This is a genomic window from Acidovorax sp. A1169 (assembly GCF_030704685.1).
GTDB lineage: Bacteria > Pseudomonadota > Gammaproteobacteria > Burkholderiales > Burkholderiaceae_C > Acidovorax.
Genome location: NZ_JAUZDX010000002.1, coordinates 136,814 through 162,078, shown reverse-complemented (window position 1 = coordinate 162,078; position 25,265 = coordinate 136,814). Strand labels below are relative to the sequence as shown.

Below are 25,265 nucleotides of genomic sequence, written 5' to 3'. Positions count from 1 at the left end.
CGTGCTCAGGCACTGCCCGCCGGGTGGGCCGGGTGCAGCAGGCTGCTGTCGATGATCACGCCGGCAGCCTGGGCGTCTTCCTCGGCGCGGCGGGCCTGGGCCTCGTACAGCCGCCAGTAGGCGCCCTGTTTTTCCATGAGTTCGTCGTGCGGCCCCACTTCCACCACCTCGCCGCGGTCCATCACCACCAGGCGGTCGGCCTTGCGCAGGGTGGACAGGCGGTGGGCGATGGCGATGGTGGTGCGGCCCTGCACCAGGTTGTCCAGGGCCTTCTGGATTTCCTTCTCGGTCTCGGTGTCCACGGCCGAGGTGGCCTCGTCCAGGATCAGGATGCGCGGGTCGATCAGCAAGGCCCGCGCAATGCTGATGCGCTGGCGCTCGCCACCCGACAGGCCCTGGCCGCGCTCGCCCACCAGCGAGTCATAGCCATGCGGCAACCGCAGAATGAATTCGTGCGCGTGGGCCGCACGGGCCGCGGCCACGATCTCCTCGCGCGTGGCCTCGGGCTTGCCGTAGGCGATGTTCTCGGCGATGGTGCCGAAGAACAGGAAGGGCTCCTGCAGCACCAGGCCGATGTGGCGGCGGTAGTCGGCCACGGCAAAGCGGCGGATGTCCACGCCATCGACCTGGATGGAGCCGTCGCTCACGTCGTAGAAGCGGCTGATCAGGTTCACCAGGGTGCTCTTGCCCGAGCCGCTGTGGCCCACCAGGCCGATCATCTCGCCGGGGCGGATGTCCAGCTCCAACCCCTTGATGACCGAGCGGCTGCCGTAGCGGAAACCCACGTTGCGCATGGCGATGGCGCCCTGCACCTTGTCCACCTTGACCGGCTGGGCCGGGTCGGGCACGTTGCTCACGTGGTCCAGGATGTCGAAAATGCGCTTGGCGCCGGCCGCCGCCTTCTGCGTGACCGAGACGATGCGGCTCATGGAATCGAGCCGGCTGTAGAAGCGCCCGATGTAGGCGATGAAGGCGGTGAGCACCCCCACCGTGATCTGGTTGCGCGAGACCAGCCAGATGCCGAAGCCCCAGACCACGAGCAGGCCGATTTCGGTGAGCAGCGAGACCGTGGGAGTGAACAGCGACCAGGTCTTGTTAAGCTTGTCGTTGACTTCCAGGTTGTGCTGGTTGGCATCGCGAAAGCGCTGGGCCTCGCGCTTTTCCTGGGCGAAGGCCTTGACCACGCGGATGCCGGGGATGGTGTCGGCCAGCACGTTGGTCACCTCGGACCAGACGCGGTCGATCTTCTCGAAGCCGGTGCGCAGGCGGTCGCGCACGGTGTGGATCATCCAGGCGATGAAGGGCAGCGGTACCAGGGTGACCAGCGCCAGCCAGGGGTTGATGGAGAACAGGATGGCCGCCGTCATCATGATCATGAGCACGTCGGTCACGAAATCCAGGGCATGCAGCGACAGGAAAACGTTGATGCGGTCCGTCTCCGAGCCGATGCGCGCCATGAGGTCGCCGGTGCGCTTGCCGCCGAAATAGTCGAGCGACAGGCGCAGCAGGTGCTCATAGGTGGTGGTGCGCAGGTCGGCGCCGATGCGCTCGGACACCAGCGCCAGGATGTAGGTGCGCGCCCAGGAAAGGCCCCAGGCGGCCAGGGCGGACGCCAGCAGCCCGCTCAGGTACAGCAGCACCAGGCTGGGCTCGATCTTCTGCCCGTTCTGGAACGGGATCAGGATGTCGTCCATCAGCGGGATGGTGAGGTAGGGCGGCACCAGCGTGGCCGCCGTGGACGCCAGCGTCAGGCAAAAGCCCGCCGCCAGCTGCTTGCGGTAGGGCCGGGCAAAGCGCCACAGGCGCAGCAGCACCCAGGTGGAGGTCTGGGGTGGCTGGGCGCGTGCGCAGGCAGGGCACTCTTCGGTATCCGGGGGCAAGGGCGCGTGGCACTGGGGGCAACTGGCTTCGTCCGCTTCGCCGGAGCCTGCAGCCTGCTCGAAGCGCTGCACCAGGCGCAGCGCCTGGGCATGCTGGCCCAGGGTGAAGCGCCACAGCGCCAGGCGCGCATCGGCATCGTGCAGTTCCAGGGCGCCGATGCCACCGTGGTCGTGCATGCGCAGCGCCAGGCCCGGGGCGCGCGTCCAGGCCCGCCAGGCGCTGGCCCCAGGTTCGCAGGCCAGCAGGCGCTCGGAAGTCACCACCACCCAGCCCGTGGCGAAGCGCAATTCGGCACTCAGGTCAACCTGTAACGTGGCCAGCACGTTCTCTTGGGAAGCGAGCATGGCCCGCAGATCGGCCCCCGGGGGGCCGGAAAAGACACCGGAGGCGTCCACAGAATGGTGATGTTGCATGTTGGATTGGTATTTGCGCCCCTGGCAGCCAGCGGTCACCGATTGCGCCACAGCGCGAATTCTCCCCGATACTGCACGCAAGGACGCCAAGGCATCCACCTGTAACGTCTGCGACTGCCCCTTGGCTGACAGCCACTGCTGCCATCCGAGTGGAGCACAATGTTCCCCCATATTCTCGTTGTCCTCCCCCGCACAGCCCCGAAAGGCCGGAACCTCCTACCCGCTGCAATCCATGGCGAAATTCAACGACATCCAACTGCTTCGCATCAACTACCTGCGTGGACCCAACATCTGGACCTACCGGCCTGTGCTGGAGGTCTGGCTGGACCTGGGCGTGCTGGAAGACCATCCCTCCCACACCCTGCCCGGCCTGAACGACCGCCTGACGGCCTGGCTGCCGGCCCTTATCGAGCACCACTGCGGCGTGGGCGAGCGCGGCGGCTTCCTGCAGCGCCTGCAGGAGGGCACCTGGTGTGGCCACGTGCTGGAACACATCGTGATCGAGCTGCTCAACCTGGCCGGCATGCCCACGGGCTTTGGCCAGACGCGCAGCACCTCGCAGCGCGGCGTGTACCGCATGGTGTTCCGGGCCCGCGACGAGCAGGTGGCCCGCATGGCCCTGGCCCAGGGCCACCGCCTGCTGATGGCGGCCATCAACGACGAGGCCTTTGACGTGTCAGCCGCCGTGGCGCGTGTGCGCACCGAGGTGGACGACCAGTACCTGGGCCCCAGCACCGCCTGCATAGTGACAGCCGCCACCGACCGGGGCATTCCCCACATCCGCCTGAACGACGGCAACCTGGTGCAACTGGGCTACGGCGCCAGCCAGCGCCGCATCTGGACGGCCGAGACCGAGTTCACCAGCGCCATCGCCGAAGGCATTGCCAGCGACAAGGACCTGACCAAGGGCCTGCTCAAGGCCTGCGGCGTGCCGATTCCCGAAGGCCAGGTGGTCAACAGCCCCGCAGAAGCCTGGGAAGCAGCGCAGGACATCGGCCTGCCCGTGGTGGTCAAGCCCTCAGACGGCAACCATGGCCGCGGCGTGACGCTGGACCTGAGCAAGCAGGAAGACATCGAGGCGGCCTACCACGTGGCCTACCCCGAGGGCAGCGACGTGATGGTCGAAAGCTTCATCCCCGGCGACGAGCACCGCCTGCTGGTGGTGGGCGGCAAGGTGGTGGCCGCCGCCCGTGGCGAAGTGGTCAGCATCACTGGCAACGGCCGCTCCACGGTGAAGGAGCTGATCGACAGCCAGCTCAACTCCGACCCGCGCCGCGGCTACGAAGAGGAGTACCCGCTGGAGATCATCGACCTCGCCACCGACACCAAGGTGCAGCTGGAACTCAAGCGCCAGGACCTGGATGCGGGCTCCGTGCCTGCTGCGGGCCGGACCATCGTCGTGCAACGCAATGGCAACGTGGCAGTGGACTGCACGGACGACGTGCACCCCGAGGTCGCCTACATTGCCCAGCTCGCCGCCAAGGTGGTGGGCCTGGACATCGCGGGCATCGACATGGTGGCGCTCGACATCTCCAAGCCCCTGCACACCCAGGGCGGCGCCATCGTCGAAGTGAACGCCGGCCCCGGCCTGCTGATGCACCTGAAGCCCGCCGTGGGCGCACCCCGCCCCGTGGGCCAGGCCATCGTGGAGCACCTGTTCCCGACCGAGGACCATGCCGAAGGCACGGCCGGCCGCATCCCCGTGGTGGGCGTGGCCGGCACGCGCGGCACGGCCACCATCGCCCGCCTCGTGGCCTGGCTGCTGCACCTGGGCGGCCGCCACACGGGCGTGGCCTGCCGCGACGGCCTGTTCCTGGACCGCCGCCACGTGGACACCACCGACAGCGCCCACTGGGAGGCTGCGCACCGCCTGCTGATGAACCAGATGGTGCAGGCCGCCGTGATCGAGAACGACGCACGCACCATCCTGCGCGACGGCCTGGCCTACGACCGCTGCAAGGTGGGCGTGGTCACCGACATGGACGGCGTGGCCACCCTGGCCGAGTTCGACGTGCACGAGCAGGACCAGATGACCAAGGTGCTGCGCACCCAGGTGGACGTGGTGCTTGCCGACGGCGCCGCCGTGCTCAACGCCGCCGAAGAGCAGGTGGTGGACCTGGCCCGCCTGTGCGACGGCGACGTGGTGCTGTATGCGCAGGACCACGCGCTGCCCGCGATCACCGAGCACCGCGCCAAGGACAACGGTCGCGCCGTGGTCGTGAAGAACGGCCGTGTGGTGCTGGCCACCGGCAGCGCCGAGCACGCACTGGGCACGCTGGCCGAGCTGACCTTTGGCCGCAACGCCGTGGTGCCCGACACCGAGGCCCTGCTGGCCGCCGTGGGCGCCGCCTGGGCGCTGGACATCGCGCCAGACCTGATCGGCGCGGGCATCAAGACCTTCGAGCCGGACCTGCCCCCTCCTCCCGGTCTGCGTAGCTGACTTCACCACCGAACACTGCGATGACACCGGGGCCCACCCGCCCCGACGGACACTGAAAGAGACATTTCCATGGATGTATCCCGCACCCGGGCCCTTCGCGGCCCCAACCTCTGGAGCCGCCACATGGCCATCGAGGCCGTGGTGGCCTGCGACGAGAGCGAGCGCGCCATCCGCCGGATGGACGGCTTTGAAGCGCGCCTGCGCGCACTGTTCCCCGCGATTGGTGCGCTGCACCCCGAAGGCGGCGACGGCGACATCTCGCTGGCCCACGTGCTGCAGACCGCCGCCCTGGCACTGCAGGCGCAGGCCGGTTGCCCCGTGACCTTTGCGCGCACCACGGCCACCACCGATGCCGGTGTCTACCAGGTGGTGGTGGAGTACAGCGAGGAGGCCGTGGGCCGCCAGGCCTTCGAGGACGCGCAGCAACTGATCCAGGCCGCACTCGGCCAGGGCACGTTCGACGCCGACAAGACCGTGGCCGCGCTGCGCGAGCTCGACGAGGACGAGCGCCTGGGCCCGAGCACGGGCTCCATCGTCGACGCTGCCGTGGCGCGCGGCATTCCCTACCGGCGTCTCACGCGCGGCAGCCTGGTGCAGTTCGGCTGGGGTTCCAAGCAGCGCCGCATCCAGGCCGCCGAGATCGACTCCACCAGCGCCGTGGCCGAATCCATCGGCCAGGACAAGGACCTGACCAAGCGCCTGCTGCATGCGGCCGGCGTGCCCGTGCCCCTGGGCAAGCCCGTCGAAAGCCTGGACGAGGCCTGGGAAGTGGCCCAGAAGGTGGGCCTGCCCGTGGTGGTCAAGCCGCAGGACGGCAACCAGGGCAAGGGCGTGACGGTGAACATCACCGACCGTGCCCAGCTCGATGCGGCCTACCGCAACGCGGCCGAGTACGGCACGGTGATGGTCGAGCGTTTCTTGCCCGGCCACGACTTTCGCCTGCTGGTGGTGGGCGACCAGCTCGTGGCCGCTGCGCGCCGCGAGCCGCCCCAGGTACTGGGCGACGGCCAGCACACGGTGCGTGAGCTGGTCGAGCAGGTCAACCTGGACCCGCGCCGCGGCGAAGGCCATGCCACCTCGCTGACCAAGATCCGCCTGGACGAGATCGCCGTGGCGCGCCTGGCGGCCCAGGACCTGACGCCCGAGTCCGTGCCGCCCAAAGGCCAGCGCGTGATCCTGCGCAACAACGCCAACCTGTCCACCGGTGGCACCGCCACCGACGTGACCGACGACGTGCACCCCGAGGTGGCGGCGCGCGCCATCGCCGCTGCGCAGATGGTCGGCCTGCACATCTGCGGCGTGGACATGGTCGCCGAAACCGTGCTGCGCCCGCTGGAAGAGCAAGGCGGCGGCTTCGTGGAAGTGAATGCCGCGCCCGGCCTGCGCATGCACTTGGCGCCCTCGTACGGCAAACCCCGCAACGTGGGCCAGGCCATGGTGGACCGCCTGTACGCCCATGGCGACGACGGCCGCATCCCGACGGTGGCCGTCACCGGCACCAACGGCAAGACCACCACGGCGCGCCTGATCGCCCACCTGTTCACGGCCCAGGGCCTGCGCGTGGGCATGACCAACACCGACGGCGTGTACGTCAACGGCCGCCAGATCGACAGCGGCGACTGCAGTGGCCCCAAGAGTGCGCGCAACGTGCTGCTGCACCCCGAGGTGGATGCGGCCGTGTTCGAGACCGCTCGCGGCGGCATCCTGCGCGAGGGCCTGGGCTTCGACCGCTGCCGGGTGGCGGTGGTCACCAACATCGGCGCGGGCGACCACCTGGGGCTGAACTACATCACCACGGTGGAAGACTTGGCCGTGCTCAAGCGCGTGATCGTGCAGAACGTGGCCACCGACGGCTATGGCGTGCTCAACGCGGCCGACCCCATCGTGGCGGCCATGGCGCCGGCCTGCCCGGGCAAGATCATCTTCTTCGCGGCCGACCGCCACCACCCCGTGATGGCCACGCACCGCGCCCAGGGCAACCGCACCGTGTACGTGGACGGCGACTCCATCGTCGCCTCCGAAGGCTCGTGGCGCGAGACCATCCACCTGCGCGACGTGCCCATCACGCGCAACGGCCGCATCGGCTTCCAGGTCGAGAACGTCATGGCCTCGGTCGCTGCCGCCTGGGGTGCCGGCCTGCCGTGGCAAACCATCCGCCGCGGCCTGTCAGGCTTCGTGAACGACAGCGACAACGCGCCGGGCCGCTTCAACATCATGGACCACAACGGCGCCACGGTGATCGCCGACTACGGCCACAACCCCGACGCCATGCGCGCCCTGGTGGCTGCGGTGGACGCCCTGCCCGGCAAGCGCCGCAGCGTGGTCATCAGCGGTGCCGGCGACCGGCGCGACGAGGACATCCGCGAGCAGACCGTGATCCTGGGCGCCGCCTTCGACGACGTGATCCTGTACCAGGACGCGGCCCAGCGCGGCCGGGGCGATGGTGAGGTGATGGCCCTGCTGCGCGAAGGCCTGGCCGGTGCGGCACGCACCACGCATGTGGAAGAGATCCGCGGCGAGTTCATCGCCATCGACACGGCCCTTTCCCGCCTGCAGCCCGGCGACCTGTGCCTGGTGCTGGTCGACCAGGTCGAGGAAGCCCTGGCCCACCTGGCCAAGCGCTGCGCCGACGCCGGGGCCACGGCATGATGCGCGCGACCCTGCGCATGGCGGCCCTGGCCGCCCTCACGCTGCTGGCGGGTACCGCCGTGGCGGCCCCCGACAAGATCGGCACAGTGGACACGGCTTTCAAGCTGCTCGGCCGCGACCACGACATCATCGTCGAGGCCTACGACGACCCGGCCGTGGCGGGTGTGACCTGCTATGTCTCGCGCGCCCGCACAGGCGGCATCAAGGGCTCGCTGGGCCTGGCCGAGGACCGCTCGGAAGCCTCCATCGCCTGCCGCCAGACCGGGCCGGTGAGTTTTCCGGCGCCGCTGCGCAAGCAGGAAGAGGTGTTCAGCGAGCGCCTGTCCATCCTGTTCAAGCGCCTGCGCGTGGTGCGCATGGTAGACCCGGCGCGCAACACGCTGGTCTACCTGACCTATTCCGAAAAGCTGGTGGACGGCTCGCCGCAGAACAGCGTGACGGCCGTACCGGTGGACCGGGCAATGCCGATCCCGCTGAAATGACAAAGGGCGCCGCGGCGCCCTTTTTTATGCCTTGCCAGATGCGATCTGCCGCAGCGCCTGCTCGAAGACTTCGGGCGGCTGGCCGCCAGAGATCAGGTGGCGGTCGTTGATGATGATGGCCGGCACCGAGTGGATGCCCTGCTGCAGGTAGAACTGCTCGCGCTCGCGCACCTCGTCCGCGAAGCGGTCCGACGCCAGGATGGCACGGGCTTCGGCTTCGTCCAAGCCCACCCCGGCGGCCACGCGGGCCAGCACTTCATGGTCGCCCGGGCTCTGGCCATCGGTGAAGTAGGCCTTGAACAAGGCGTTTTTCAGGGCGGGCTGCTTGTCGCCCACTTCCTCGGCCCAGTGCAGCAGGCGGTGGGCGTCAAAGGTGTTGTAGATGCGGCTGCGCTGCGCCATGTTGAAGGTGAAGCCCAGCGCTGCACCGCGCGCGGCGATGGCGTCGCGGTTCTTCTGGCTCTGCTCGGGCGTGGCGCCGTACTTTTCGTGCAGGTGCTCGGCGATGTCCTGGCCCTCGGGCGCCATCTGGGGGTTGAGCTCGAAGGGCTGAAAGTGCAGGTCCAGCGCGACTTCGCCCGCGAGGCGCTCGGCCGCCTGCTCCAACGACCGGAGGCCGATGATGCACCAGGGGCAGGAAACGTCGGAGACGAAATCGATCTTGAGGGCTGTGGTCATGCGGTCACCGAAAGGTCAAACAAACTGCCCACCATGTTAGGACGAATGCGCCGACCTTGCTGGCATGCGGCCATTGGAAAGGGGGCACAAGCCCCCACCTGGGTGATGGAAAAGCCCTTGTTTGCCACACTGCACCCCTGTCCTGCCACCTTGGATCCCTCCGGAGCCTCTGCCACCATGCAACTCGACCAGCAACAAGCCATTCTCACCATCGCCCTGTTCGCCGCCTTCGCCGACGGCCACAAGGGCGATAGCGAGCGCGAGGAGATCCGGCGCATCGCCCAATCGCTGGCACACGACGCACCGGCCATCGACCTGCCGCGCCTGGTCCAGGACGTGCTGCTGCAACGCACCAGCGCCCAGGCCGCAGCCACCGCGCTGGCAGAGCCGGGCCTGCGCCAGTTGGCCTACGAAATGGCGGTCTGCGTCTGCGACGTGGACGGGCGCCAGACCGATTCCGAGCGCACCTTCCTCACCCAGCTCAAGGGCTGGTTGCAGCTGGGCGAGGGCGACACCGCCGCATTCGAGCAGCAGGCCGATGCCCTCGTGGAAGTGGCCGAGCGCGCAGCGCCCATCGCGCGCGGCATGGCACCGATGGCCGCATGCGCGGCGGCCGCAGCGGCTGCGGCCCTGCCTGTGCGCAACGTGGCGGAAGTCTCTGGCGCCGAACTGGACAAGAGCATTTTGAACTACGCACTGGTGTGCGGTGCGCTGGAGCTGCTGCCGCAGTCCTGGGCGTCGATGGCCATCATCCCCATGCAGGTCAAGATGGTCTACGCCGTCGGCAAGGCCCATGGCGTGGAGCTGGACCAGGGCCACATCAAGGACTTCATCGCCGCGGCGGGCGTGGGCATGGCCTCGCAATACATCGAGCAGTTCGGCCGCAAGCTGCTCGGCGGCCTGCTGGGCAAGGTGGCGGGCCGCACCATTGGCGGCATCGGCCAGGCGGCCACGGGCATGGCCTTTTCGTTCGCCACCACCTATGCTCTGGGCCAGGTGGCCAAACGCTACTACGCAGGCGGCCGGGTGATGAGCACGGCCGTGCTGCGCGAGAGCTTCCAGAGCATGCTGGGCCCGGCCAAGGACCTGCAGACCCAGTACCTGCCGCAGATCCGCGAAAAGGCAGCGACCCTGGACGCCGCCAAGGTCATGTCCATGGTGCGCGGAGGCGTCTGATCGGCACCCGTAGGGTGATTCAGGCAGCCACTTCCCCCTTTTGCGCAGCCCGCAGCCCGTGCCAGAATCGGGCATGCCCTTGACACTGGACCCTGCCAACGCCATCGCGCCCATGTCGCTGGACTCTCCGTCGGACAACGCCATGACCGCGCTGTACCGCGTGGCCCTGGGCCCGGTGAATGCCGAGCACTACCTGCCGATCTTCGCGCGCTTCGACGACGCAGGGCGCACCACCACCACCTGGAACTGGCCGGCGGCGCTGTTCACGCTGAGCTGGCTGGTGTTTCGCCAGCTCTGGGGCGCGGCGCTGGTCTACGTGGCTGCGGCCGAGGGCCTGGCGCTGCTGGTGTTCGGCCTGGGCCGGCAGTTCCTCAACTGGCCCCAGCCGGTGGAATGGGGCATCCTGGCCGCCATCGCGCTGTTCAGCTGCGCGCTGCCCGGGCTGTTCGCCAACGCCGTGCTGCACACCGAGATCCGCAAGCGCATCGCGCGTGCCCTCTCGGTCTCGCGCACTGTGCCGGAGGCCGCCGCCTTGCTGGAGCGGCAGGCCAGCTCACGCCAGCGGCTGAGCGGGGTGATCATTGCGCACGTGGTCCTGGTGGCCACGGCCGTGCTGGCCTACATGCTTTTCCCTCCCGGTGGCGCACCGGAACAGGGCAGCACCGCAGCTGCGAATACCTCGCAAGCTGCGGCGCCAGCGGTCACCGCGTCCAACCCCACGTCCGGACTGGCGGCCGTGTCGGTAGCGCGTGCGGCATCCACCGCAGCCTCGGCGGTGGCATCGGATACGGTATCGCCCCCCCGCGCTGCAGCGCCCACCTCGGCAGAAGAAGCCACCGCCCCAGTGGCCGTGGTGACGGCCCCCGCCGCCGCAACGCCCCCTTCCGCCCCGCGCGTTGCGGCCGCCCCCCCCTCGCCGGCCCTGACGAAGACACCGGCACCGGTGTCGGCGGCAAGCCCGGCCAGCAGCAGTGCCAAGGCTTCGACAGCCGCCGCAGCACCAGCACCGACGGCTTCGAAGGCGGCCACGCCTGCTGCGGCGCCTTTACCCTCCAAGGCCACGGCTCCTGCGGCCACGGCCAGCAAGCCCGCACCGGCGGTGCCCGCTCCGCAGACCGCCACTGCGGCGGCAACGGCTGCCAGCAAGGCCTCCAGACCGGTTCCGGCAGCAAAAGCCAGACCCACAGCCACAGCAGCATCGGCGCCGGCCTCTTCCGCCAGTGGTGCAGAGCCGCCCCTGGTGGGCAGTGCGCCGGGCTTTTACATCAACGTGGGCCTGTTCGCCGAAGAGGCCAATGCGCGCAAGACGCAGTCCCGCCTGCTCAACGAAGGCCTGCCGGCCTTCCGCCAGCCGCTGGAAAGCGCCAAAGGCTCCCGCATCCGCGTGCGCGTGGGCCCCTTCGACACCAAGGCCGAGGCCGACGCGGCAGCGCAGAACATCCGGGGCATGGGCCTGGACGCCGTGGTGTTCAAGAAGTAAGACCCTCAGGCCCAGCGGACGGGGCAAGGACAACCGGGCGTGGCCCCGCGTCCTACGCGCAAGCCTTCAGGCAGCCGACATCCAGGCCCGGCTTCGGCACGTACTCTGCAGTATCGACCCGTGTCTTCTGCAAAAGCCTCTTTATGCCCATCCCTTCGCCGACCACTGCGCACCAGCCCCCCTGTCACGGCCTGCGGCCCCGCTGGTGGGCCCTTGCCGCCGTGGCGGCGGGCGCCCTGCTGCTCACGGGCTGCGCGCCCTGGCGCCTGATGACGGCCTCGGACCTGGCCAAGGCATCGCGCCCCTACACCGCCCAGCCGGACCAGCCCGAGCGGCGCATCCTCGTGGTGGGCGACAGCACGGCCGTGGGCACCGGTGCGGCCCGCCCTGAAGACAGCCTGGCGGGGCGCATCGGCGCCGCCCATCCGCGCTGGCAGATCGACAACCTGGCGGCCAACGGCGCCAAGTTCGAGGACGTGCAGGCGCAACTGGAGCGTGCCAATACCGGCTACGACTTGGTGCTGGTGCTGGCCGGTGGCAACGACGTGATCCGGCTGACGTCGGAGCAGCAGTTGCATGGCCACATGGAGCAGGCCATCCGCACCGCCAAGGCGCGCGGCAAGCATGTGGTGCTGATGCCCTGCGGCAACGTCGGCCACGCGCCCCTCTTCGTACCGCCGGTCTCGTGGTTCATGGACACCCGTTCCAAACGCCTGCATGCCACCGCGCAGACGGTGGCGCTCGACAGCGGCGTGCGCTATATCCGGCTGCTCAAACCGCGCGCGCAGGACCCCTTCGTGCAGCGGGCCGACGAACTCAACGCCGCCGACGGCCTTCACCCGAGCAGCGCGGGCTACCAGCAGTGGTACGAGGAACTGGTGCGGCAGGAAGGCTTGGCCAGCTTGACAGGCACGTAGGCCTCAATAAGTCTCCAGGTGCAGGCGCCCTTCGCGCGCCAGGGTAGCCGCCAGGGACTCCCAATCCAGGCCGGCATCGGCCGCCACGTCGCGCAGGGCGAGCACCACGCCCTCTTCCATGCTCTTCAAGCCGCAGACGTAGAAGTGGCTGTTGCCGTCCTTGAGCAGTTCTGCCAGGTCGGCCGCGCGCTCGCGCATCAGGTCCTGCACATAGCGCCGGGGCTGGCCCAAGGTGCGCGAGAAGGCCAGGTTGATGTCGATGAAATCCTTGGGCAGGCTTTGCAGCGGGCCGAAGTACGGCAGCTCCTGCTGCGTGCGCGCGCCGAAGAACAGCATCAGCTTGCCGCCCTCGAACTTGCCGCTCTTGCGCAGGCGCCGGCGCCATTCGGTCATGGCGCGCATGGGCGCGCTGCCGGTGCCGGTGCAGATCATCACCACGTGCGACTTGGGGTGGTTGGGCATCAGGAAGGAATGGCCGAACGGACCTACCACCTCCACCTTGTCGCCCACCTGGAGGTCGCAGACATAGTTCGACGCCACGCCGCGCACGGGCGTGCCGTCATGGTCGGAGGTGACGCGCTTCACGGTCAGCGCCAGGTTGTTGTAGCCCGGCCGCTCGCCATTGCGCGCACTGGCAATTGAATACTGGCGCGCATGGTGGCGCTTGCCCAGGGCATCGGTGCCAGGCGGCACGATGCCGATGGACTGGCCCTCCAGCACCGGAAACGGCAGGCTGCCAAAGTCGAGCACCACGTGGTGGGTTTCGCTCTCGAACCCTGCCTCGGTGCAGTTGAAGTTGCCGACCACCGTGGCCGTCGTCGGAGTCTTGGGCGGGTAGAGATTGGTATAGGCGTGCGCCGCCGACCAGGGCGGCACCGTGGCGCCCCGGTGCAGGGGTGGCTGGGTTTGCACGCCGGGCTCCGCGGCGGGCGCAGCGGCAGGTGCATCCGTGGTGTCGGCACCGCCCCCCGCTGCCGCCAGCTCTTCGGGCGTGAGTTCGCCGGGCAGCGACTCCCAGGTCAGTTGCTCCTCGATCGAATAGGCACGCACCAGGGGCATGGTGCGCCAGTTGTCGATGGAACCCGTGGGGCATGGCGAGATGCAGGCCATGCAGCCATTGCAGATGTCGGCGCGCACGACGTAGTTGTTGTCATCGTGCGTGATCGCATTGACGGGGCAGGTGGCCTCGCAGGTATTGCAGCGGATGCAGATTTCCGGGTCGATCAAATGCTGCTTGATGACCCCGGTTTCAACGGCCATGTCCATATGGTTCTCCTTTGTCACCCCCAACCAGGGGGTTGGGATGGGGCGTGTGGTCTTCGTGGGGCCTGCCCTGATCCCTGCCCTCGTTCATACGCCGAGCGCGTTTCTTTGTCCATCAGCCGAAACGCACGTACTCGAAGTCGACCGGCTGGCGGTTGATGCCCATCACCGGCGGCGCAATCCAGCCGGCGAACTGGCCGGGCTCGACCACGCGGCCCATGAGCGAGGCGACGAAGGCGAAGTCCTCGGGGCTGGGCAGCCACTCGTCCTTCTTGGCAGCCCATTCCATCTCGTTCACCACGCGGCCTTCGGGCGACATCTTGATGCCCGCGAGCGCACCGATCTGGCGGTTGAAGGCCTTGTGCGGCACCACCAGGCGGGTGGGGATGCCGGCCTTTTCCAGCACCTTGTTCCATCGGCCGACGCCGGCGACCGAGTCCTTGATGAAGTCGTCGCGCAGCACTTCGTTGAGCGCATTGAGCATGGGCACGTCCTTCTCGACGAGCTGGCCGTCCTTGACCTCCAGCACCTTGTAGGTCTGGCCCTTGAGCACGTGGTCATCGGTGCGCTTGCCTTCCTCGTAGCGGCCCTTCAGGCCCGAGCTGTAGAAGATGGCAGCGTTGCTCGACTGGTCGGCACCGAACAGGTCGATGGTGACGCTGTAGTGGAAGTTGAGGTAGCGCTGCACGGTACCGAGATCGATGGCGCCGGCGGCGCGCACCTTCTGCGGGTCGTCGGTCTTGAGCTCGTTCATCACCTGAGCGGTGCGGGACAGCACGCGCGAGACACCGCTCTCGCCCACGAACATGTGGTGCGCCTCTTCGGTCAGCATGAACTTGGTGGTGCGCGCCAGCGGGTCGAAAGCGCTCTCCGCCAGGGCCGAGAGCTGGAACTTGCCGTCGCGGTCGGTGAAGTAGGTGAACATGAAGAACGCCAGCCAGTCGGGCGTGGCCTCGTTGAAGGCCCCCAGGATGCGCGGGTTGTTCTCGTCGCCCGAGGTGCGCTGCAGCAGGGCGTCTGCCTCTTCGCGGCCGTCGCGGCCGAAGTGCTTGTGCAGCAGGTAGACCATGGCCCAGAGGTGGCGGCCCTCTTCCACGTTGATCTGGAACAGGTTGCGCAGGTCGTACATGCTGGGCGCCGTCAGGCCCAGGTGGCGCTGCTGCTCGACCGACGCGGGCTCGGTGTCGCCTTGCGTCACGATGATGCGGCGCAGGTTGGCGCGGTGCTCCCCGGGCACGTCCTGCCAGGCCTTCTCGCCCTTGTGGTCGCCAAAGTGGATCTCGCGGTTGGCGTCGCCCGGGTTCAGGAAGATGCCCCAGCGGTAGTCGCGCATCTTCACGTGGCCGAACTGTGCCCAGCCCTGCGGGTCCACGCTCACGGCCGTGCGCAGATAGACCTCGTGGTTGGTCGAGCCATCGGGCCCCACGTCGTCCCACCAGTTGATGAAGTTGGGTTGCCAGCCTTCGAGCGCACGCTGCAGGGTGCGGTCCTCGCCGAGGTTGACGTTGTTGGGGATCTTCTCGCTGTAGTTGATGCTGCTCATGGTTGTTCCTTGGATGGTTCAGGCAGAGGGGTCAGACACGATTGAGGTCGAAGCCGGCCTTTTCGCCGGTGCCGTAGACCTTGAGCGCGCCCTTGTCGCCCACGGCGTTGGGGCGGTTGAAGATCCAGTTCTGCCAGGCGGTGAGCCGGCCGAAGATGCGCGTGGCCATGTTCTCCTTGCTGGCAAAGCGCAGGTTGGCCTCCAGGCCGGTCAGGGCGTCGGGCGACATGGCGGCGCGTTCCTCGATGGCCATGCGCAGCTCGTCGTCCCAGTCGATGTCGTCGGGCGCGGCGGTCACCAGGCCCAGGGCCAGGGCCTCGTCGGCGTCGAGCGGCCTACCGGCCACGGCACGTGCAGCCTCCATCGGCGCGGTTTCCTCATAAAAGCGGCGCTGCAGGCGGCTCTGGTCGTTGACCATGGGGAAGAAACCGAAGTTGAATTCGTTGAGCGTGAGCCGGGGCGCACGGTCGGCATCGTCGGGCAGGGCCAGCATGTAGCTGCGGTCGGCCGCGAAGGCCAGCTCGGCCAGCGTGCCGGCGAAGCAGGAGCCCTCCTGCACCAACGCGAACAAGGTGCGCGAGGACACGTCCAGGCGCGCCAGCGCGCGGCGCAGCGCACCGATGGTCTCGCGCACCAGCCAGTGGTCCTGGTGCGCCAGCATCACCGCGTCGGACGCAAGCACGGCCTTCGCATCGCCTTCGGTCTTGAGCAGCCAGGTGCCGATATCGAGTTCGTTGGTGCGCAGGTTCAGGATGGCGTCGTCGAGCTCGCGCGCCAGGGCCAGCGGCCACCATGCGGTGCCGGCCGCTTCGATGGCGGCGATGTCGGCAGGCTGCGGGCCGGCGGGCGCCTTCACGGTGAGCGTGGCGGTGCGCCTGGCGCGGTCGATCTGTACCTGCACATGCGAGTAGCCCAGGCTGTCGGCGCCGTCCTCGCGTTCCAGCCGGGTCAGGGCCACACCCTTGGCGCCGGCCGGGCGGTCACTGCCCGCGGCGAGCTGCACCGCACGGTCCTGCACGGCCGCGGCGAACTGGGCCGGCTTGGCCACGGCATCCACCAGGCGCCATTCCACCGCGCGCTGGCCGCGCACGCCTTCCACGCTGGTGCAGAAGATGTCGGCCAGGTCGTGGCGCACATGGCGCTTGTCCGTCACGCGTGTAAGGCCACCGGTGCCGGGCAACACGCCCAGCAGCGGCACCTCGGGCAGCGAGACGGCGGACGAGCGGTCGTCCACCAGCAGGATCTCGTCGCAGGCCAGGGCCAGCTCGTAGCCGCCGCCGGCGCAGGCGCCATTGACGGCGGCCAGGAACTTGAGGCCCGAGTGCTTCGACGAATCTTCCAGGCCATTGCGCGTCTCGTTGGTGAACTTGCAGAAGTTCACCTTCCAGGCGTGGCTGGAGACGCCCAGCATGAAGATGTTGGCGCCCGAACAGAAGATGCGGTCCTTGCCGCTGGTGACGACCACGGTGCGCACTTCGGGGTGCTCGAAGCGCACGCGGTTGACCGCGTCGTTGAGTTCGATGTCCACGCCCAGGTCATAGCTGTTGAGCTTGAGCTTGTAGCCGGGACGGATGCCGCCGTCTTCGGCAATGTTGAGCGACAGGCGGGCTATGGCCCCGTCGACGCTGAGCGACCAATGGCGGTACTGGCCGGGCTCGGTGCGGTAGTCGACGCGCGCCGGGGCGCTGGCGGTGGTGGCAGTCATGGATGTCTCCTGTGGGGCCGGTAGTAGCGGCTGCAAACCTCGGAACAAGAAAAATAATGCAGCTTTTGATTTCGATGACATGCATCATGCTGCATGTTTACGGACGCGTCAATGCCTGCAATGCTTTTTTTTCGTTCCGAAAGCTGGTGCTGATCTCGCGCACCCAGTGGCGAGATCAGGCGCTCAGGAGGCGCTTATCGATTGCCTGGCGGCGGAGCGCAGGCCCTGGAATGCCTGGGCCAGGCTCTTGCCACTGGTGTCCACCGACAGATCGGCCTTGGAATAGAAGGCGGCACGGCCGCTCAGGATGCGCCGCAAGTCGTCCATCGCTTCCTTGCTCGCCGCCATCGGGCGCGTGTCGCCCTGTGCGGCCACACGGCCCATGTGTTCTTCGGGTGCGGCCTGCAGCCACACCGTGGTGCAGTGGGCCAGCAGCTCATTGAAGGTAGCCGGGTCCGAAACGATGCCGCCGGGCGTGGCGATGACCACCTCGCTGTAGATCTGGATGGTTTCCTCGAGCGCACGGCGCTCGTAGCGGCGGTAGGCATTCGTGCCATACAGGTCGTGGATCTCGCGCACGCTGCAGCCGGCGAGCTTCTCGATCTCGCGGCTCAGCTCCACGAAGGGCAACTCCAGGTCGTCCGCCAGCATCTGCCCCAGCGTGGATTTGCCCGCGCCGCGCAGGCCCACCAGGGCAATGCGGCTGTGCCGCGCCGGATCGACCGAGGCGGTGCCCAGCAATTCGCCCAGCGCCAGACGCACGCGGCGCAGGTCGGCCTCGCTGCGGTTTTCGAGCAGCTCGCGGATCAGCAACCATTCAGGCGAACTGGTCGTGACGTCGCCCACCAGCTCGGCCAGCGAGCAGTGCAGCGCACCCGCCACCTGCTGCAGCACCAGGATGGAGGCATTGCCCGTGCCGTATTCCAGGTTGGCCAGGTGGCGCTCGGACACGTCGGCCGCAATGGCCACGGCCTTGCGCGTGAGCCCGCGCTGCGCGCGCAGGTTGCGCACGCGCTCGCCCAGCGCCGTCAGCAGCGGGTTGCGGGCTTCGCCGCCCGGCGCCGCAGCGCCGTTGCCGTCGATGGGCGCAGTGGCCAGCACTGCGTCGTCTTGCTCATTCATGCGCGTCCTTGTTCACACCACCGATTGTCTGCGGTCCGGCAGCCCGATAAATATGCACTATAGTGCTTGACGAAGATCATCCAGGGGTTTATCTTCCAGATGCACGCAAGATACTGCACGTCGCACATTCCTGCAAGGCAATCATTTTCCGCGGCAAGCGGCGCACAGACGCCTTGCCCAGCCCGCCTTTCCCCTGAAAGCCCCCCCATGATGACGCCCGCCACCGCCCCCTCCAACAAGGATGCCTTCCATGCCCTGCTGGCCGACCTCACCGCGCAGATCGAGGGCCGGCCGCTCGATGCGGCGCTGGACCAGTGGCTCAACACGGTCCACGGTGCCGGCAGCCCCACCTATGCGCAGCTGCGCGACGCCTGCCTCATCGGCGTGGCCGAAGGCTGGCTATGCGAGCGCGAGGGCGGCGGCATCAGGTACGGCCGGGTGTTCAAGGCCGAGGATGCGCTGCACCGCTTTTCGGTGGACGTGGTCGACATGCAGGACCTGGCCGGCCCGCACCATGCGCACCCGAACGGCGAGATCGACCTGATCATGCCCATGGCCGACAGTGCCGCCACCTTCGACGGCCGGCCTGCGGGCTGGTGCGTCTATGGCCCCGGCACGGCCCACCGCCCGACCGTGGCCCAGGGCCGTGCGCTGGTGCTCTATCTCTTGCCCGAAGGGCAGATCCAGTTCACGCGCACCTGAAATCCGCTCGCCCATCCTCTTCCATATATCCATGACCGAACTTCTCTCCAACTACGCTGCCGGCCGCTGGCAGGCAGGCACCGGCAACGGCACGCCCCTGTTCGACCCCGTGCTCGGCAACGAGCTGGTGCGCGTGGACGCCACCGGGCTCGACCTGGCCGAGGCATTCACCTTTGCGCGCCAGCAAGGGGGCGCTGCCCTGCGCGCGCTGACCTACCGCGAACGCGCAGCCCTGCTCGCCGCCATCGTCAAGGTGCTGCTCGCCAACCGCGATGCCTACTACGAGATCGCCACCGCCAATGCCGGCACGGTGAAGAACGATTCCGGCGTGGACATCGACGGCGCCATCTTCACGCTGGGCCAGTACGCCAAATGGGGCGACGCCCTGGGCGATGCCCGCGCGCTGCGCGACGGCGATGCGGCCCGGCTGGGCAAGGACCCGACGTTCCAGTCGCAGCACCTGTCGGTGCCCACACAGGGCGTGGCGCTGTTCATCAACGCGTTCAACTTCCCGTCCTGGGGGCTGTGGGAAAAGGCCGCGCCGGCCCTGCTCTCGGGCGTTCCGGTCATCGTCAAGCCCGCCACGGCCACGGCCTGGCTCACCCAGCGCATGGTCAAGGATGTGGTGGATGCAGGGGTGCTGCCGGCAGGCGCGCTGTCGGTCATCGCCGGCAGCTCGGCGGGGCTGATGGACCAGCTGCAGCCCTTCGACGTGGTGTCGTTCACCGGCTCGGCCGAGACTGCCGGCGTGATCCGCTCCCACCCAGCTGTGGCGCAGCGCTCGGTGCGCGCCAACATCGAGGCCGACAGCCTCAACAGCGCCATGCTGCTGCCGGGCGAGGCCCCGGGCAGCGAGGCCTTCAACCTGCTGGTGCGCGAGGTGGTGCGCGAAATGACGGTGAAGTCGGGCCAGAAATGCACGGCCATCCGCCGCATCCTGGTGCCGGCCGAGGTGTATGACGCCGCTGCCGAGGCCATAGCCGCCAAGCTCGCCGGCATCAGCGTGGGCAACCCGCGCAACGAGGGCGTGCGCATGGGCTCGCTCGTGAGCCGCGCGCAACTGGCTGCGGTGCGCGAAGGCCTGGCCACACTGCAGGCGCAGACCACCGTGCTGCACGACGGCCGCGACCGGCCGCTGGTGGATGCCGACCCGGCCGTGGCCGCCTGCATCGGCCCCGTGCTGCTGGGCGCGCGCGATGCCGATGCCGCACAACGGGTGCACGACGTGGAGGTCTTCGGCCCCATGGCCACGCTGCTGCCCTACCGCGACAGCGCGCATGCCATTGCGCTGGCGCACAGGGGCCAGGGTTCGCTGGTCACCTCGCTCTACGGCAGCGACGAGACCGCATTGGCACAGACGGCCCTGGCCGTGGCCGCCAGCCATGGCCGCGTGCATGTGGTCACGCCCGATGTGGCACAGGCGCACAGCGGCCACGGCAATGTGATGCCCATGTCGCAGCATGGCGGCCCGGGCCGCGCGGGCGGCGGTGCCGAGCTGGGCGGCCTGCGCGCACTCGATTTCTACCACCAGCGCACGGCCGTGCAGGCCAGCCCCGGGGTGCTGGCGGCGCTGGGCCTCTGACACCACAACAGACGCGACAAGAAAAAGCCACGCGCACCCGGCCCGAGAGGGCCAAGGAGACAACACCATGGGCCTGCCCCCACGATTCAACTTTGCCGAGCACCTGTTCGGGCTCAACCGGGGCCGTGCACAGCGCACCGCCTACATCGACGACCGGGGCAGCCTGGCCTACGGTGCGCTCGAAGACCGCGCACGGCGCCTGGCTTCGGCCCTCGCCAGCGCCGGCGTGCGGCGCGAGGAGCGCGTGCTGCTGCTCATGCTCGACAGCAGCGACTGGCCCGTGGCCTTCCTGGGCTGCCTGTATGCCGGGGTGGTGCCGGTGGCGGTGAACACCCTGCTCACGGCGGACGACTACGCCTACATGCTGGACCACAGCCGCGCGCAGGCGGCCATCGTCTCGGGTGCACTGCTGGGGGTGCTGCAGGACGCCATGGGCCGCGCGCCGCACGAGGTGAGCGCGCTGCTCGTCTCCCAGCCCACCGGGCCGCTGCCCGAGGGGGCGCGTGACTTCGAGGCCGCGCTGGTAGAGGCCACGCCGCTGGCCGTACCGGTGAACACTGCGGCGGACGACCCGGGCTTCTGGCTCTATTCCTCGGGCTCCACCGGCAAGCCCAAGGGCACGGTGCACACCCATGCCAATCTGTGGTGGACGGCCGAGCTCTATGGCAAGCCGGTGCTCGGCCTGACTGAGGACGACGTCTGCTTCTCGGCCGCCAAGATGTACTTCGCCTACAGCCTGGGCAATGCGCTGACCTTTCCGCTCTCGGTGGGTGCCACCGTGGTGCTGATGGCCGAGCGGCCCACGCCCGACGCCACCTTCCGCCGCTGGACGCAGCTCCGCCCCACCGTGTTCTTCGGCGCGCCCACGGGCTTTGCGGGCATGCTGGCCTCGCCCGCACTGCCGGCGCGCGACGCGGTGGCGCTGCGCATGTGTTCGTCGGCCGGCGAGGCGCTGCCCGGCGAGATCGCCCAGCGCTTCAAGGCGCATTTCGGCTGCGAGATCATCGACGGCATCGGCTCCACCGAGATGCTGCACATCTTCATCTCCAACCGCCCGGGCGACGTGCGCTACGGCACCACCGGCAAGCCGGTGGAAGGCTACGAGGTGGAACTGCGCGGCGAGGACGGGCGGCCCGTGCCCGATGGCGAGGTAGGCGACCTGTACATCCGCGGCCCGAGCGCGGCGCTGATGTACTGGGCCAACCGCGAGAAGTCGCGCGAGACCTTCCAGGGCGGCTGGACCAAGAGCGGCGACAAGTACACGCGCGATGCCGACGGCTACTTCACCTATGCCGGCCGCAGCGACGACATGCTCAAGGTCAGCGGCATCTACGTCTCGCCCTTCGAGGTCGAGGCCACGCTGATGCAGCACCCCGCCGTGCTCGAATCGGCCGTGATCGGCGTGCAGGACGGCGAAGGCCTGACCAAGACCAAGGCCTACGTAGTGCTCAAGCCGGGCCAGCATACCGACGCACAGGCCCTGCAGGCCTTCGTGAAGGAACGGCTGGCGGCCTACAAGTACCCGCGCTTCATCGAGTTCATCGACGAGTTGCCCAAGACCGCCACGGGCAAGATCCAGCGCTTTCGCCTGCGCGAGAAGGAGGCGCACGCATGACGCAGGCGGCCACCTCGCAGTTAGCCACCATCACCTGGCGTGGTCGCACGGTGCAAATCGAGCACCAATGGATCGCGCCCGAGCGCAGCGATGCACCGCTGATCGTCTTTCTGCACGAAGGCCTGGGATCGGTGGCGATGTGGAAGGATTTCCCCGAGCGCCTGTGCAACGCCGCGGGCGTGCGCGGCCTGGTGTTCTCGCGCCCGGCCTATGGCCGCTCGACCCCGCGCGAGGCCGATGAGACCTGGGACGTGGACTTCATGCACCGCCAGGCGCACGAGGTGCTGCCCGCCTTCTTCGGGGCCCTGGGACTCACCGAAGCGCCCTGGCTGCTGGGCCACAGCGATGGCGGCTCGATCGCCCTGCTCTACGCAGCGCGCTTCCCCGAAGCCGTGCGCGGCCTGGTGCTGATGGCGCCGCACATCTTCGTCGAGGACGTGACCATCGCCAACATCGAGATCGCCCGGGATGCCTACCGCAGCACCGACCTGCCTGCCAGGCTCGGCCGCTACCACGACGACGCCGACTCGGCCTTCTGGGGCTGGAACCGCATCTGGTTGCATCCGCCGTTCCAGCAATGGAACATCGAAGCGGAGATCGGCGCGATTCGGGCACCGGTCCTGGCCATCCAGGGCGTGGATGACGAGTACGGTACGCTGGCGCAGATCCGCGGCATCGCGCGCCGGGTGCCGGGCACAGAGCTGCTCGAATTGCCCGCCTGCGGACACTCTCCGCACCGCGACCGACCCGACGCGGTGATCGCCGCAGCCACGGACTTTATCGCGCAGACGAGCAGCTATTCCACGTAGCGCCTGAGTACCGGCAGGTCGAGCACGGTGATGCCGCCGTACTCGATCTGCAAAATGCCCGACTCCTGCAGGCGCTTCAAGGCCGCATTGCAGCGCTGGCGCGAGACGCCCGTGAGGTTGGCGATCTCCTCCTGCGAGATCTGCAGGTGCCGGTCCATGCCGGGGTAGAGAAACGGGTGGAACAGGCCGGCCAGCGCGCGGGCCACCTGGCTGTCGGTGTCGAGCAGGTGGTGGGCCGTGAAGGTGCCCAGGAACCAGTGCATGCGCTCGTTGATCTGGCGCAGCAAAAAGTGGTCGAAGCTGCGCTCTGTGGCGTGCAGCCACGCAAAGGTCTCCACCGGCAACACTGCCACCCGGCTGGGCCGCAGGGCGATGATGTCGGCCGTGCGCGGCAGGGCGCGCAGCAGCGTGCCCTCGCCGAACCAGCTGCCGGCCGACAGGCCGCCCAGCGTCACGGCGCGGCCATCGGGCGAGGTCACGGACCACTTGAGCAGACCCTCGATGGCGCCGTACCAGTGCAGGGGCACATCGCCGCGGCGGCACAGCGCGCCGCCTGCCGGCACATTCACCTCGCGCACATCGTCGAGCACGCGCTGCTGCGCCGGGGCATCGAGCAGGGGGAACCAGGCCGACGCGGCCAGCAGGCTGGTGGTGGACGGCCGTGTCGCAGGGGGTGACAAAGTGGGGTTCTCCCGGAAGAAGACACTGGCCCCGCGTATACCCTGCCCTCAAATGTCATCGCGATGACTGAGTGGAAGGGTGCCCAAAAAAATAATGCGGAGCACCCCGCAATTCTCCACCAGGACCACGATGAGCAAGCGCAAAGTCATAGTCACCATCGCCCCCACGGGCGGCATGGCCCACAAGTCGCAGAACCCCCACCTGCCCACCCAGCCCGCCGAGATCGCCGATGACGTGGAGCGCTGCTGGAACGCTGGCGCCAGCGTGGTCGCCCTCCACGCGCGCCGGCCCGACGATGGCGCCACCTGCAACCCCGAGGTGTACCGCGACATCAACAGCCGCATCCGCGCCAAGGGCTGCGATATCGTGCTCAATAACTCCACCGGCGGCGGCGTGCACGGCGACATGGTCAAGCCCCTGCCCGGCGGCCGCTGGGAGATCGCCTGGGATGAGCGCATCAAGGGCATGGACGCGGGTGCCGAGATGTGCACGCTGGACGCGACCACGCTGAACCTGAGCTTCGATGGCCGCGAAATCCTGATGGACACGCCACTGAGCCGGGGCCGTGAGCTGGCCGAAGGCATGAAGGCGCGCGGCATCAAGCCCGAGTGGGAGGTGTTCAGCCCCACGCACATCCTGCAGGACACCACGACGCTGATCGAGGAAGGCCACGACGAAGGCCCGCACTTCATCAACCTGGTGATGAACGTGCACCGCGCCTTCCAGAACGCCATGCCCTATTCGCCGCGTTTTTTGCAGATGATGGTGGACACCCTGCCCAGAAACAGCCTGTTCTGCGTGAGCGGCATCGGCCCCTCGCAGCTCGAAGCCAACGTCGCTGCGCTGCTGCTGGGCGGGCATGCGCGCGTGGGGTTGGAGGACAACCTGTACTTTCGCCACGGCGAGCTGGCCACCAACGTGCAGCTCACCGAACGCATCGTGCGCATCATCCGCGAGCTGGACATGGAGCCCGCCACGCCGACCGAAGCACGCGCGCTGATGGGACTGCCGCGCGTGGACGGCCCGCGCCCCGCGTTTGCCCCAGCTTGACCGCAGCGATTCCCCCGCCACCATACGCCGACCTTCCCCACCACATCAAGGAGACAGAGATGAGCAACATGATGACGATGACGAACACCCGCCGCCAGTTCCTGGGCCACATGGGCGCCGCAGCCGCGCTGGGCACGCTGTCGCCCCTGGAGGCGCTGGCGCAGACCATCGAGCAGGTCAAAATCTTCTACGGCTTTCCGGCCGGCAGCTCGGGCGACAGCGTGGCCCGCCGCGTGGGCGAAAAGCTCGCAGGGTCAGCCTACACGCGCAACTCGGCCGTGGTGGAAAACAAGCCCGGCGCTGGCGGGCGCATCGCGCTGGAGTCGCTCAAGGGTGCGGCGGCCGACGGCAGCGTGCTCACGCTGTCGCCGTTCTCGTGCACCTCGATCTACCCGCACATCTACAGCAAGCTGAGCTACGACCCGGTGAAGGACTTCGTGCCGGTGTCCATCGCGGCCATCATGCACCATGGCCTGGCCGTGGGGCCGCTGGTGCCGGCGTCGGTGAAGAACGTGAGGGATTTCCTGACCTGGGCCAAGGCCAACCCCGGCCAGGCCAACTACGGCTCGCCCGCCGCAGGCTCCACGCCGCACTTCATCGGCGCGCTGCTGGGCCTGAACAACGGCGTGGACTTGAAGCACGTGCCCTATCGCGGCTCCATCCCCGGCGTCACGGACGTGGTCGGCGGGCAGATCGCTTCGATGGTGACCCCGAGCGGCGACTTCATCCCCAACCACAAGGCGGGCAAGCTGCGGCTGATCGCCACCTCGGGCAAGGCGCGCTCACCGTTCTCGCCGGAAGTGGCGACCTTTGCCGAACAGGGCTTTCCCGAACTGACCACCGAGGAATGGTTCGGCTTTTACGCCCCGGCCAGGACGCCGGCTGCTGCCGTTGCCGCCGCCAATGCTGCGATCAACGCAGCGATCAAGGAGAAGGCCGTTATCGACAGCCTGGCCGTGGTCGGGCTGATTGCACAAGGCTCCACCGCAGCAGAAATGGCGGCTTCCCAGCAGGCCGAATTCGAACGCTGGGGGCCCCTGGTCAAGAAGATCGGCTTCACGGCTGAGTCCTGAAAGG

General features: G+C 68.4%; 19 protein-coding genes. 12 read left to right on the top strand and 7 right to left on the bottom strand.

Annotated elements, in window-relative coordinates; genetic code table 11:
* Positions 1–5 precede the first annotated feature (5 nt).
* Positions 6–2,294 (bottom strand): ABC transporter ATP-binding protein, encoded by a 2,289-nt coding sequence (locus QYL93_RS03970; RefSeq protein WP_305742444.1) that lies wholly within the window; start codon positions 2,292–2,294, stop codon positions 6–8.
* 232 nt (positions 2,295–2,526) lie between these two features.
* On the opposite strand from QYL93_RS03970, the gene cphA (QYL93_RS03965) reads away from it, so the two are divergent.
* The 3 genes from cphA (QYL93_RS03965) to QYL93_RS03955 all read left to right on the top strand — a co-directional run bounded on the left by cphA (QYL93_RS03965) (position 2,527) and on the right by QYL93_RS03955 (position 7,865).
* A complete protein-coding gene (gene cphA, locus QYL93_RS03965) occupies positions 2,527–4,734 on the top strand; it encodes a cyanophycin synthetase (protein WP_305742443.1) in 2,208 nt (735 codons plus the stop codon).
* Between the two features lie 69 nt (positions 4,735–4,803).
* Positions 4,804–7,383: a cyanophycin synthetase gene (gene cphA, locus QYL93_RS03960; protein ID WP_305742442.1), complete on the top strand. Its 2,580-nt coding sequence runs from the start codon at positions 4,804–4,806 to the stop codon at positions 7,381–7,383.
* A complete protein-coding gene (locus QYL93_RS03955; protein WP_305742792.1) occupies positions 7,383–7,865 on the top strand; it encodes a CreA family protein in 483 nt (160 codons plus the stop codon). Before cphA (QYL93_RS03960) ends, QYL93_RS03955 begins: the two co-directional genes overlap by 1 nt.
* A gap of 24 nt (positions 7,866–7,889) precedes the next feature.
* On the opposite strand, the gene QYL93_RS03950 is transcribed toward QYL93_RS03955, so the two are convergent.
* The gene (locus tag QYL93_RS03950) at positions 7,890–8,543 is read right to left on the bottom strand and encodes a DsbA family oxidoreductase (RefSeq protein WP_305742441.1); all 654 of its coding nucleotides are present in this window, start codon (positions 8,541–8,543) and stop codon (positions 7,890–7,892) included.
* A gap of 177 nt (positions 8,544–8,720) precedes the next feature.
* On the opposite strand from QYL93_RS03950, the gene QYL93_RS03945 reads away from it, so the two are divergent.
* The 3 genes from QYL93_RS03945 to QYL93_RS03935 all read left to right on the top strand — a co-directional run bounded on the left by QYL93_RS03945 (position 8,721) and on the right by QYL93_RS03935 (position 12,116).
* The gene (locus QYL93_RS03945; RefSeq protein ID WP_305742440.1) at positions 8,721–9,719 is read left to right on the top strand and encodes a YcjF family protein; all 999 of its coding nucleotides are present in this window, start codon (positions 8,721–8,723) and stop codon (positions 9,717–9,719) included.
* A 73-nt stretch (positions 9,720–9,792) separates the two neighbouring features.
* Entirely contained in the window at positions 9,793–11,199 is a 1,407-nt protein-coding gene (locus QYL93_RS03940) for an SPOR domain-containing protein (protein WP_305742439.1), read from the top strand.
* A 143-nt stretch (positions 11,200–11,342) separates the two neighbouring features.
* The gene (locus QYL93_RS03935; RefSeq protein ID WP_305742438.1) at positions 11,343–12,116 is read left to right on the top strand and encodes an SGNH/GDSL hydrolase family protein; all 774 of its coding nucleotides are present in this window, start codon (positions 11,343–11,345) and stop codon (positions 12,114–12,116) included.
* A 3-nt stretch (positions 12,117–12,119) separates the two neighbouring features.
* Here the strand turns inward: QYL93_RS03935 and boxA are convergent, their stop codons facing one another.
* The 4 genes from boxA to QYL93_RS03915 form a co-directional block, all read right to left on the bottom strand.
* Positions 12,120–13,382, bottom strand: coding sequence for a benzoyl-CoA 2,3-epoxidase subunit BoxA (gene boxA / locus QYL93_RS03930; protein ID WP_305742437.1), 1,263 nt, complete (start codon positions 13,380–13,382; stop codon positions 12,120–12,122).
* A 112-nt stretch (positions 13,383–13,494) separates the two neighbouring features.
* Positions 13,495–14,922 (bottom strand): benzoyl-CoA 2,3-epoxidase subunit BoxB, encoded by a 1,428-nt coding sequence (boxB, locus tag QYL93_RS03925; RefSeq protein WP_305742436.1) that lies wholly within the window; start codon positions 14,920–14,922, stop codon positions 13,495–13,497.
* Between the two features lie 31 nt (positions 14,923–14,953).
* Positions 14,954–16,627, bottom strand: coding sequence for a 2,3-epoxybenzoyl-CoA dihydrolase (gene boxC, locus QYL93_RS03920; RefSeq protein ID WP_305742435.1), 1,674 nt, complete (start codon positions 16,625–16,627; stop codon positions 14,954–14,956).
* Between the two features lie 183 nt (positions 16,628–16,810).
* Positions 16,811–17,749 (bottom strand): helix-turn-helix transcriptional regulator, encoded by a 939-nt coding sequence (locus tag QYL93_RS03915; protein WP_305742434.1) that lies wholly within the window; start codon positions 17,747–17,749, stop codon positions 16,811–16,813.
* Between the two features lie 207 nt (positions 17,750–17,956).
* On the opposite strand from QYL93_RS03915, the gene QYL93_RS03910 reads away from it, so the two are divergent.
* The 4 genes from QYL93_RS03910 (at position 17,957) to QYL93_RS03895 (ending at position 22,457) form a co-directional block, all read left to right on the top strand.
* The gene (locus QYL93_RS03910) at positions 17,957–18,451 is read left to right on the top strand and encodes a DUF4863 family protein (protein WP_305742433.1); all 495 of its coding nucleotides are present in this window, start codon (positions 17,957–17,959) and stop codon (positions 18,449–18,451) included.
* A gap of 31 nt (positions 18,452–18,482) precedes the next feature.
* Positions 18,483–20,033: a 3,4-dehydroadipyl-CoA semialdehyde dehydrogenase gene (locus tag QYL93_RS03905; RefSeq protein WP_305742432.1), complete on the top strand. Its 1,551-nt coding sequence runs from the start codon at positions 18,483–18,485 to the stop codon at positions 20,031–20,033.
* A 67-nt stretch (positions 20,034–20,100) separates the two neighbouring features.
* Positions 20,101–21,648 carry a benzoate-CoA ligase family protein gene (locus QYL93_RS03900; RefSeq protein ID WP_305742431.1) on the top strand — a complete coding sequence of 516 codons (1,548 nt, stop codon included), beginning with the start codon at positions 20,101–20,103 and terminating at the stop codon, positions 21,646–21,648.
* Positions 21,645–22,457: an alpha/beta fold hydrolase gene (locus tag QYL93_RS03895; RefSeq protein ID WP_305742430.1), complete on the top strand. Its 813-nt coding sequence runs from the start codon at positions 21,645–21,647 to the stop codon at positions 22,455–22,457. The genes QYL93_RS03900 and QYL93_RS03895 overlap by 4 nt, the downstream gene beginning before the upstream one ends.
* On the opposite strand, the gene QYL93_RS03890 is transcribed toward QYL93_RS03895, so the two are convergent.
* Complete coding sequence (locus QYL93_RS03890; RefSeq protein ID WP_305742429.1) at positions 22,445–23,137, bottom strand: Crp/Fnr family transcriptional regulator; 693 nt, start codon at positions 23,135–23,137, stop codon at positions 22,445–22,447. The genes QYL93_RS03895 and QYL93_RS03890 overlap by 13 nt on opposite strands.
* A gap of 130 nt (positions 23,138–23,267) precedes the next feature.
* Between QYL93_RS03890 and QYL93_RS03885 the strand changes: the two genes are divergently transcribed.
* Together QYL93_RS03885 and QYL93_RS03880 are read left to right on the top strand one after the other, a co-directional pair.
* Complete coding sequence (locus QYL93_RS03885; protein WP_305742428.1) at positions 23,268–24,188, top strand: 3-keto-5-aminohexanoate cleavage protein; 921 nt, start codon at positions 23,268–23,270, stop codon at positions 24,186–24,188.
* A gap of 77 nt (positions 24,189–24,265) precedes the next feature.
* Entirely contained in the window at positions 24,266–25,261 is a 996-nt protein-coding gene (locus tag QYL93_RS03880; RefSeq protein WP_305742791.1) for a Bug family tripartite tricarboxylate transporter substrate binding protein, read from the top strand.
* Positions 25,262–25,265 lie beyond the last annotated feature (4 nt).

Bases quoted from the DNA above. Each gene is read 5' to 3' on its own strand.
- QYL93_RS03970 (WP_305742444.1), bottom strand. From the start codon at position 2,294: ATGCAACATCACCATTCTGTGGACGCCTCCGGTGTCTTTTCCGGCCCC.
- cphA (WP_305742443.1), top strand. From the start codon at position 2,527: ATGGCGAAATTCAACGACATCCAACTGCTTCGCATCAACTACCTGCGT.
- cphA (WP_305742442.1), top strand. From the start codon at position 4,804: ATGGATGTATCCCGCACCCGGGCCCTTCGCGGCCCCAACCTCTGGAGC.
- QYL93_RS03955 (WP_305742792.1), top strand. From the start codon at position 7,383: ATGCGCGCGACCCTGCGCATGGCGGCCCTGGCCGCCCTCACGCTGCTG.
- QYL93_RS03950 (WP_305742441.1), bottom strand. From the start codon at position 8,543: ATGACCACAGCCCTCAAGATCGATTTCGTCTCCGACGTTTCCTGCCCC.
- QYL93_RS03945 (WP_305742440.1), top strand. From the start codon at position 8,721: ATGCAACTCGACCAGCAACAAGCCATTCTCACCATCGCCCTGTTCGCC.
- QYL93_RS03940 (WP_305742439.1), top strand. From the start codon at position 9,793: ATGCCCTTGACACTGGACCCTGCCAACGCCATCGCGCCCATGTCGCTG.
- QYL93_RS03935 (WP_305742438.1), top strand. From the start codon at position 11,343: ATGCCCATCCCTTCGCCGACCACTGCGCACCAGCCCCCCTGTCACGGC.
- boxA (WP_305742437.1), bottom strand. From the start codon at position 13,382: ATGGACATGGCCGTTGAAACCGGGGTCATCAAGCAGCATTTGATCGAC.
- boxB (WP_305742436.1), bottom strand. From the start codon at position 14,922: ATGAGCAGCATCAACTACAGCGAGAAGATCCCCAACAACGTCAACCTC.
- boxC (WP_305742435.1), bottom strand. From the start codon at position 16,627: ATGACTGCCACCACCGCCAGCGCCCCGGCGCGCGTCGACTACCGCACC.
- QYL93_RS03915 (WP_305742434.1), bottom strand. From the start codon at position 17,749: ATGAATGAGCAAGACGACGCAGTGCTGGCCACTGCGCCCATCGACGGC.
- QYL93_RS03910 (WP_305742433.1), top strand. From the start codon at position 17,957: ATGATGACGCCCGCCACCGCCCCCTCCAACAAGGATGCCTTCCATGCC.
- QYL93_RS03905 (WP_305742432.1), top strand. From the start codon at position 18,483: ATGACCGAACTTCTCTCCAACTACGCTGCCGGCCGCTGGCAGGCAGGC.
- QYL93_RS03900 (WP_305742431.1), top strand. From the start codon at position 20,101: ATGGGCCTGCCCCCACGATTCAACTTTGCCGAGCACCTGTTCGGGCTC.
- QYL93_RS03895 (WP_305742430.1), top strand. From the start codon at position 21,645: ATGACGCAGGCGGCCACCTCGCAGTTAGCCACCATCACCTGGCGTGGT.
- QYL93_RS03885 (WP_305742428.1), top strand. From the start codon at position 23,268: ATGAGCAAGCGCAAAGTCATAGTCACCATCGCCCCCACGGGCGGCATG.
- QYL93_RS03880 (WP_305742791.1), top strand. From the start codon at position 24,266: ATGACGAACACCCGCCGCCAGTTCCTGGGCCACATGGGCGCCGCAGCC.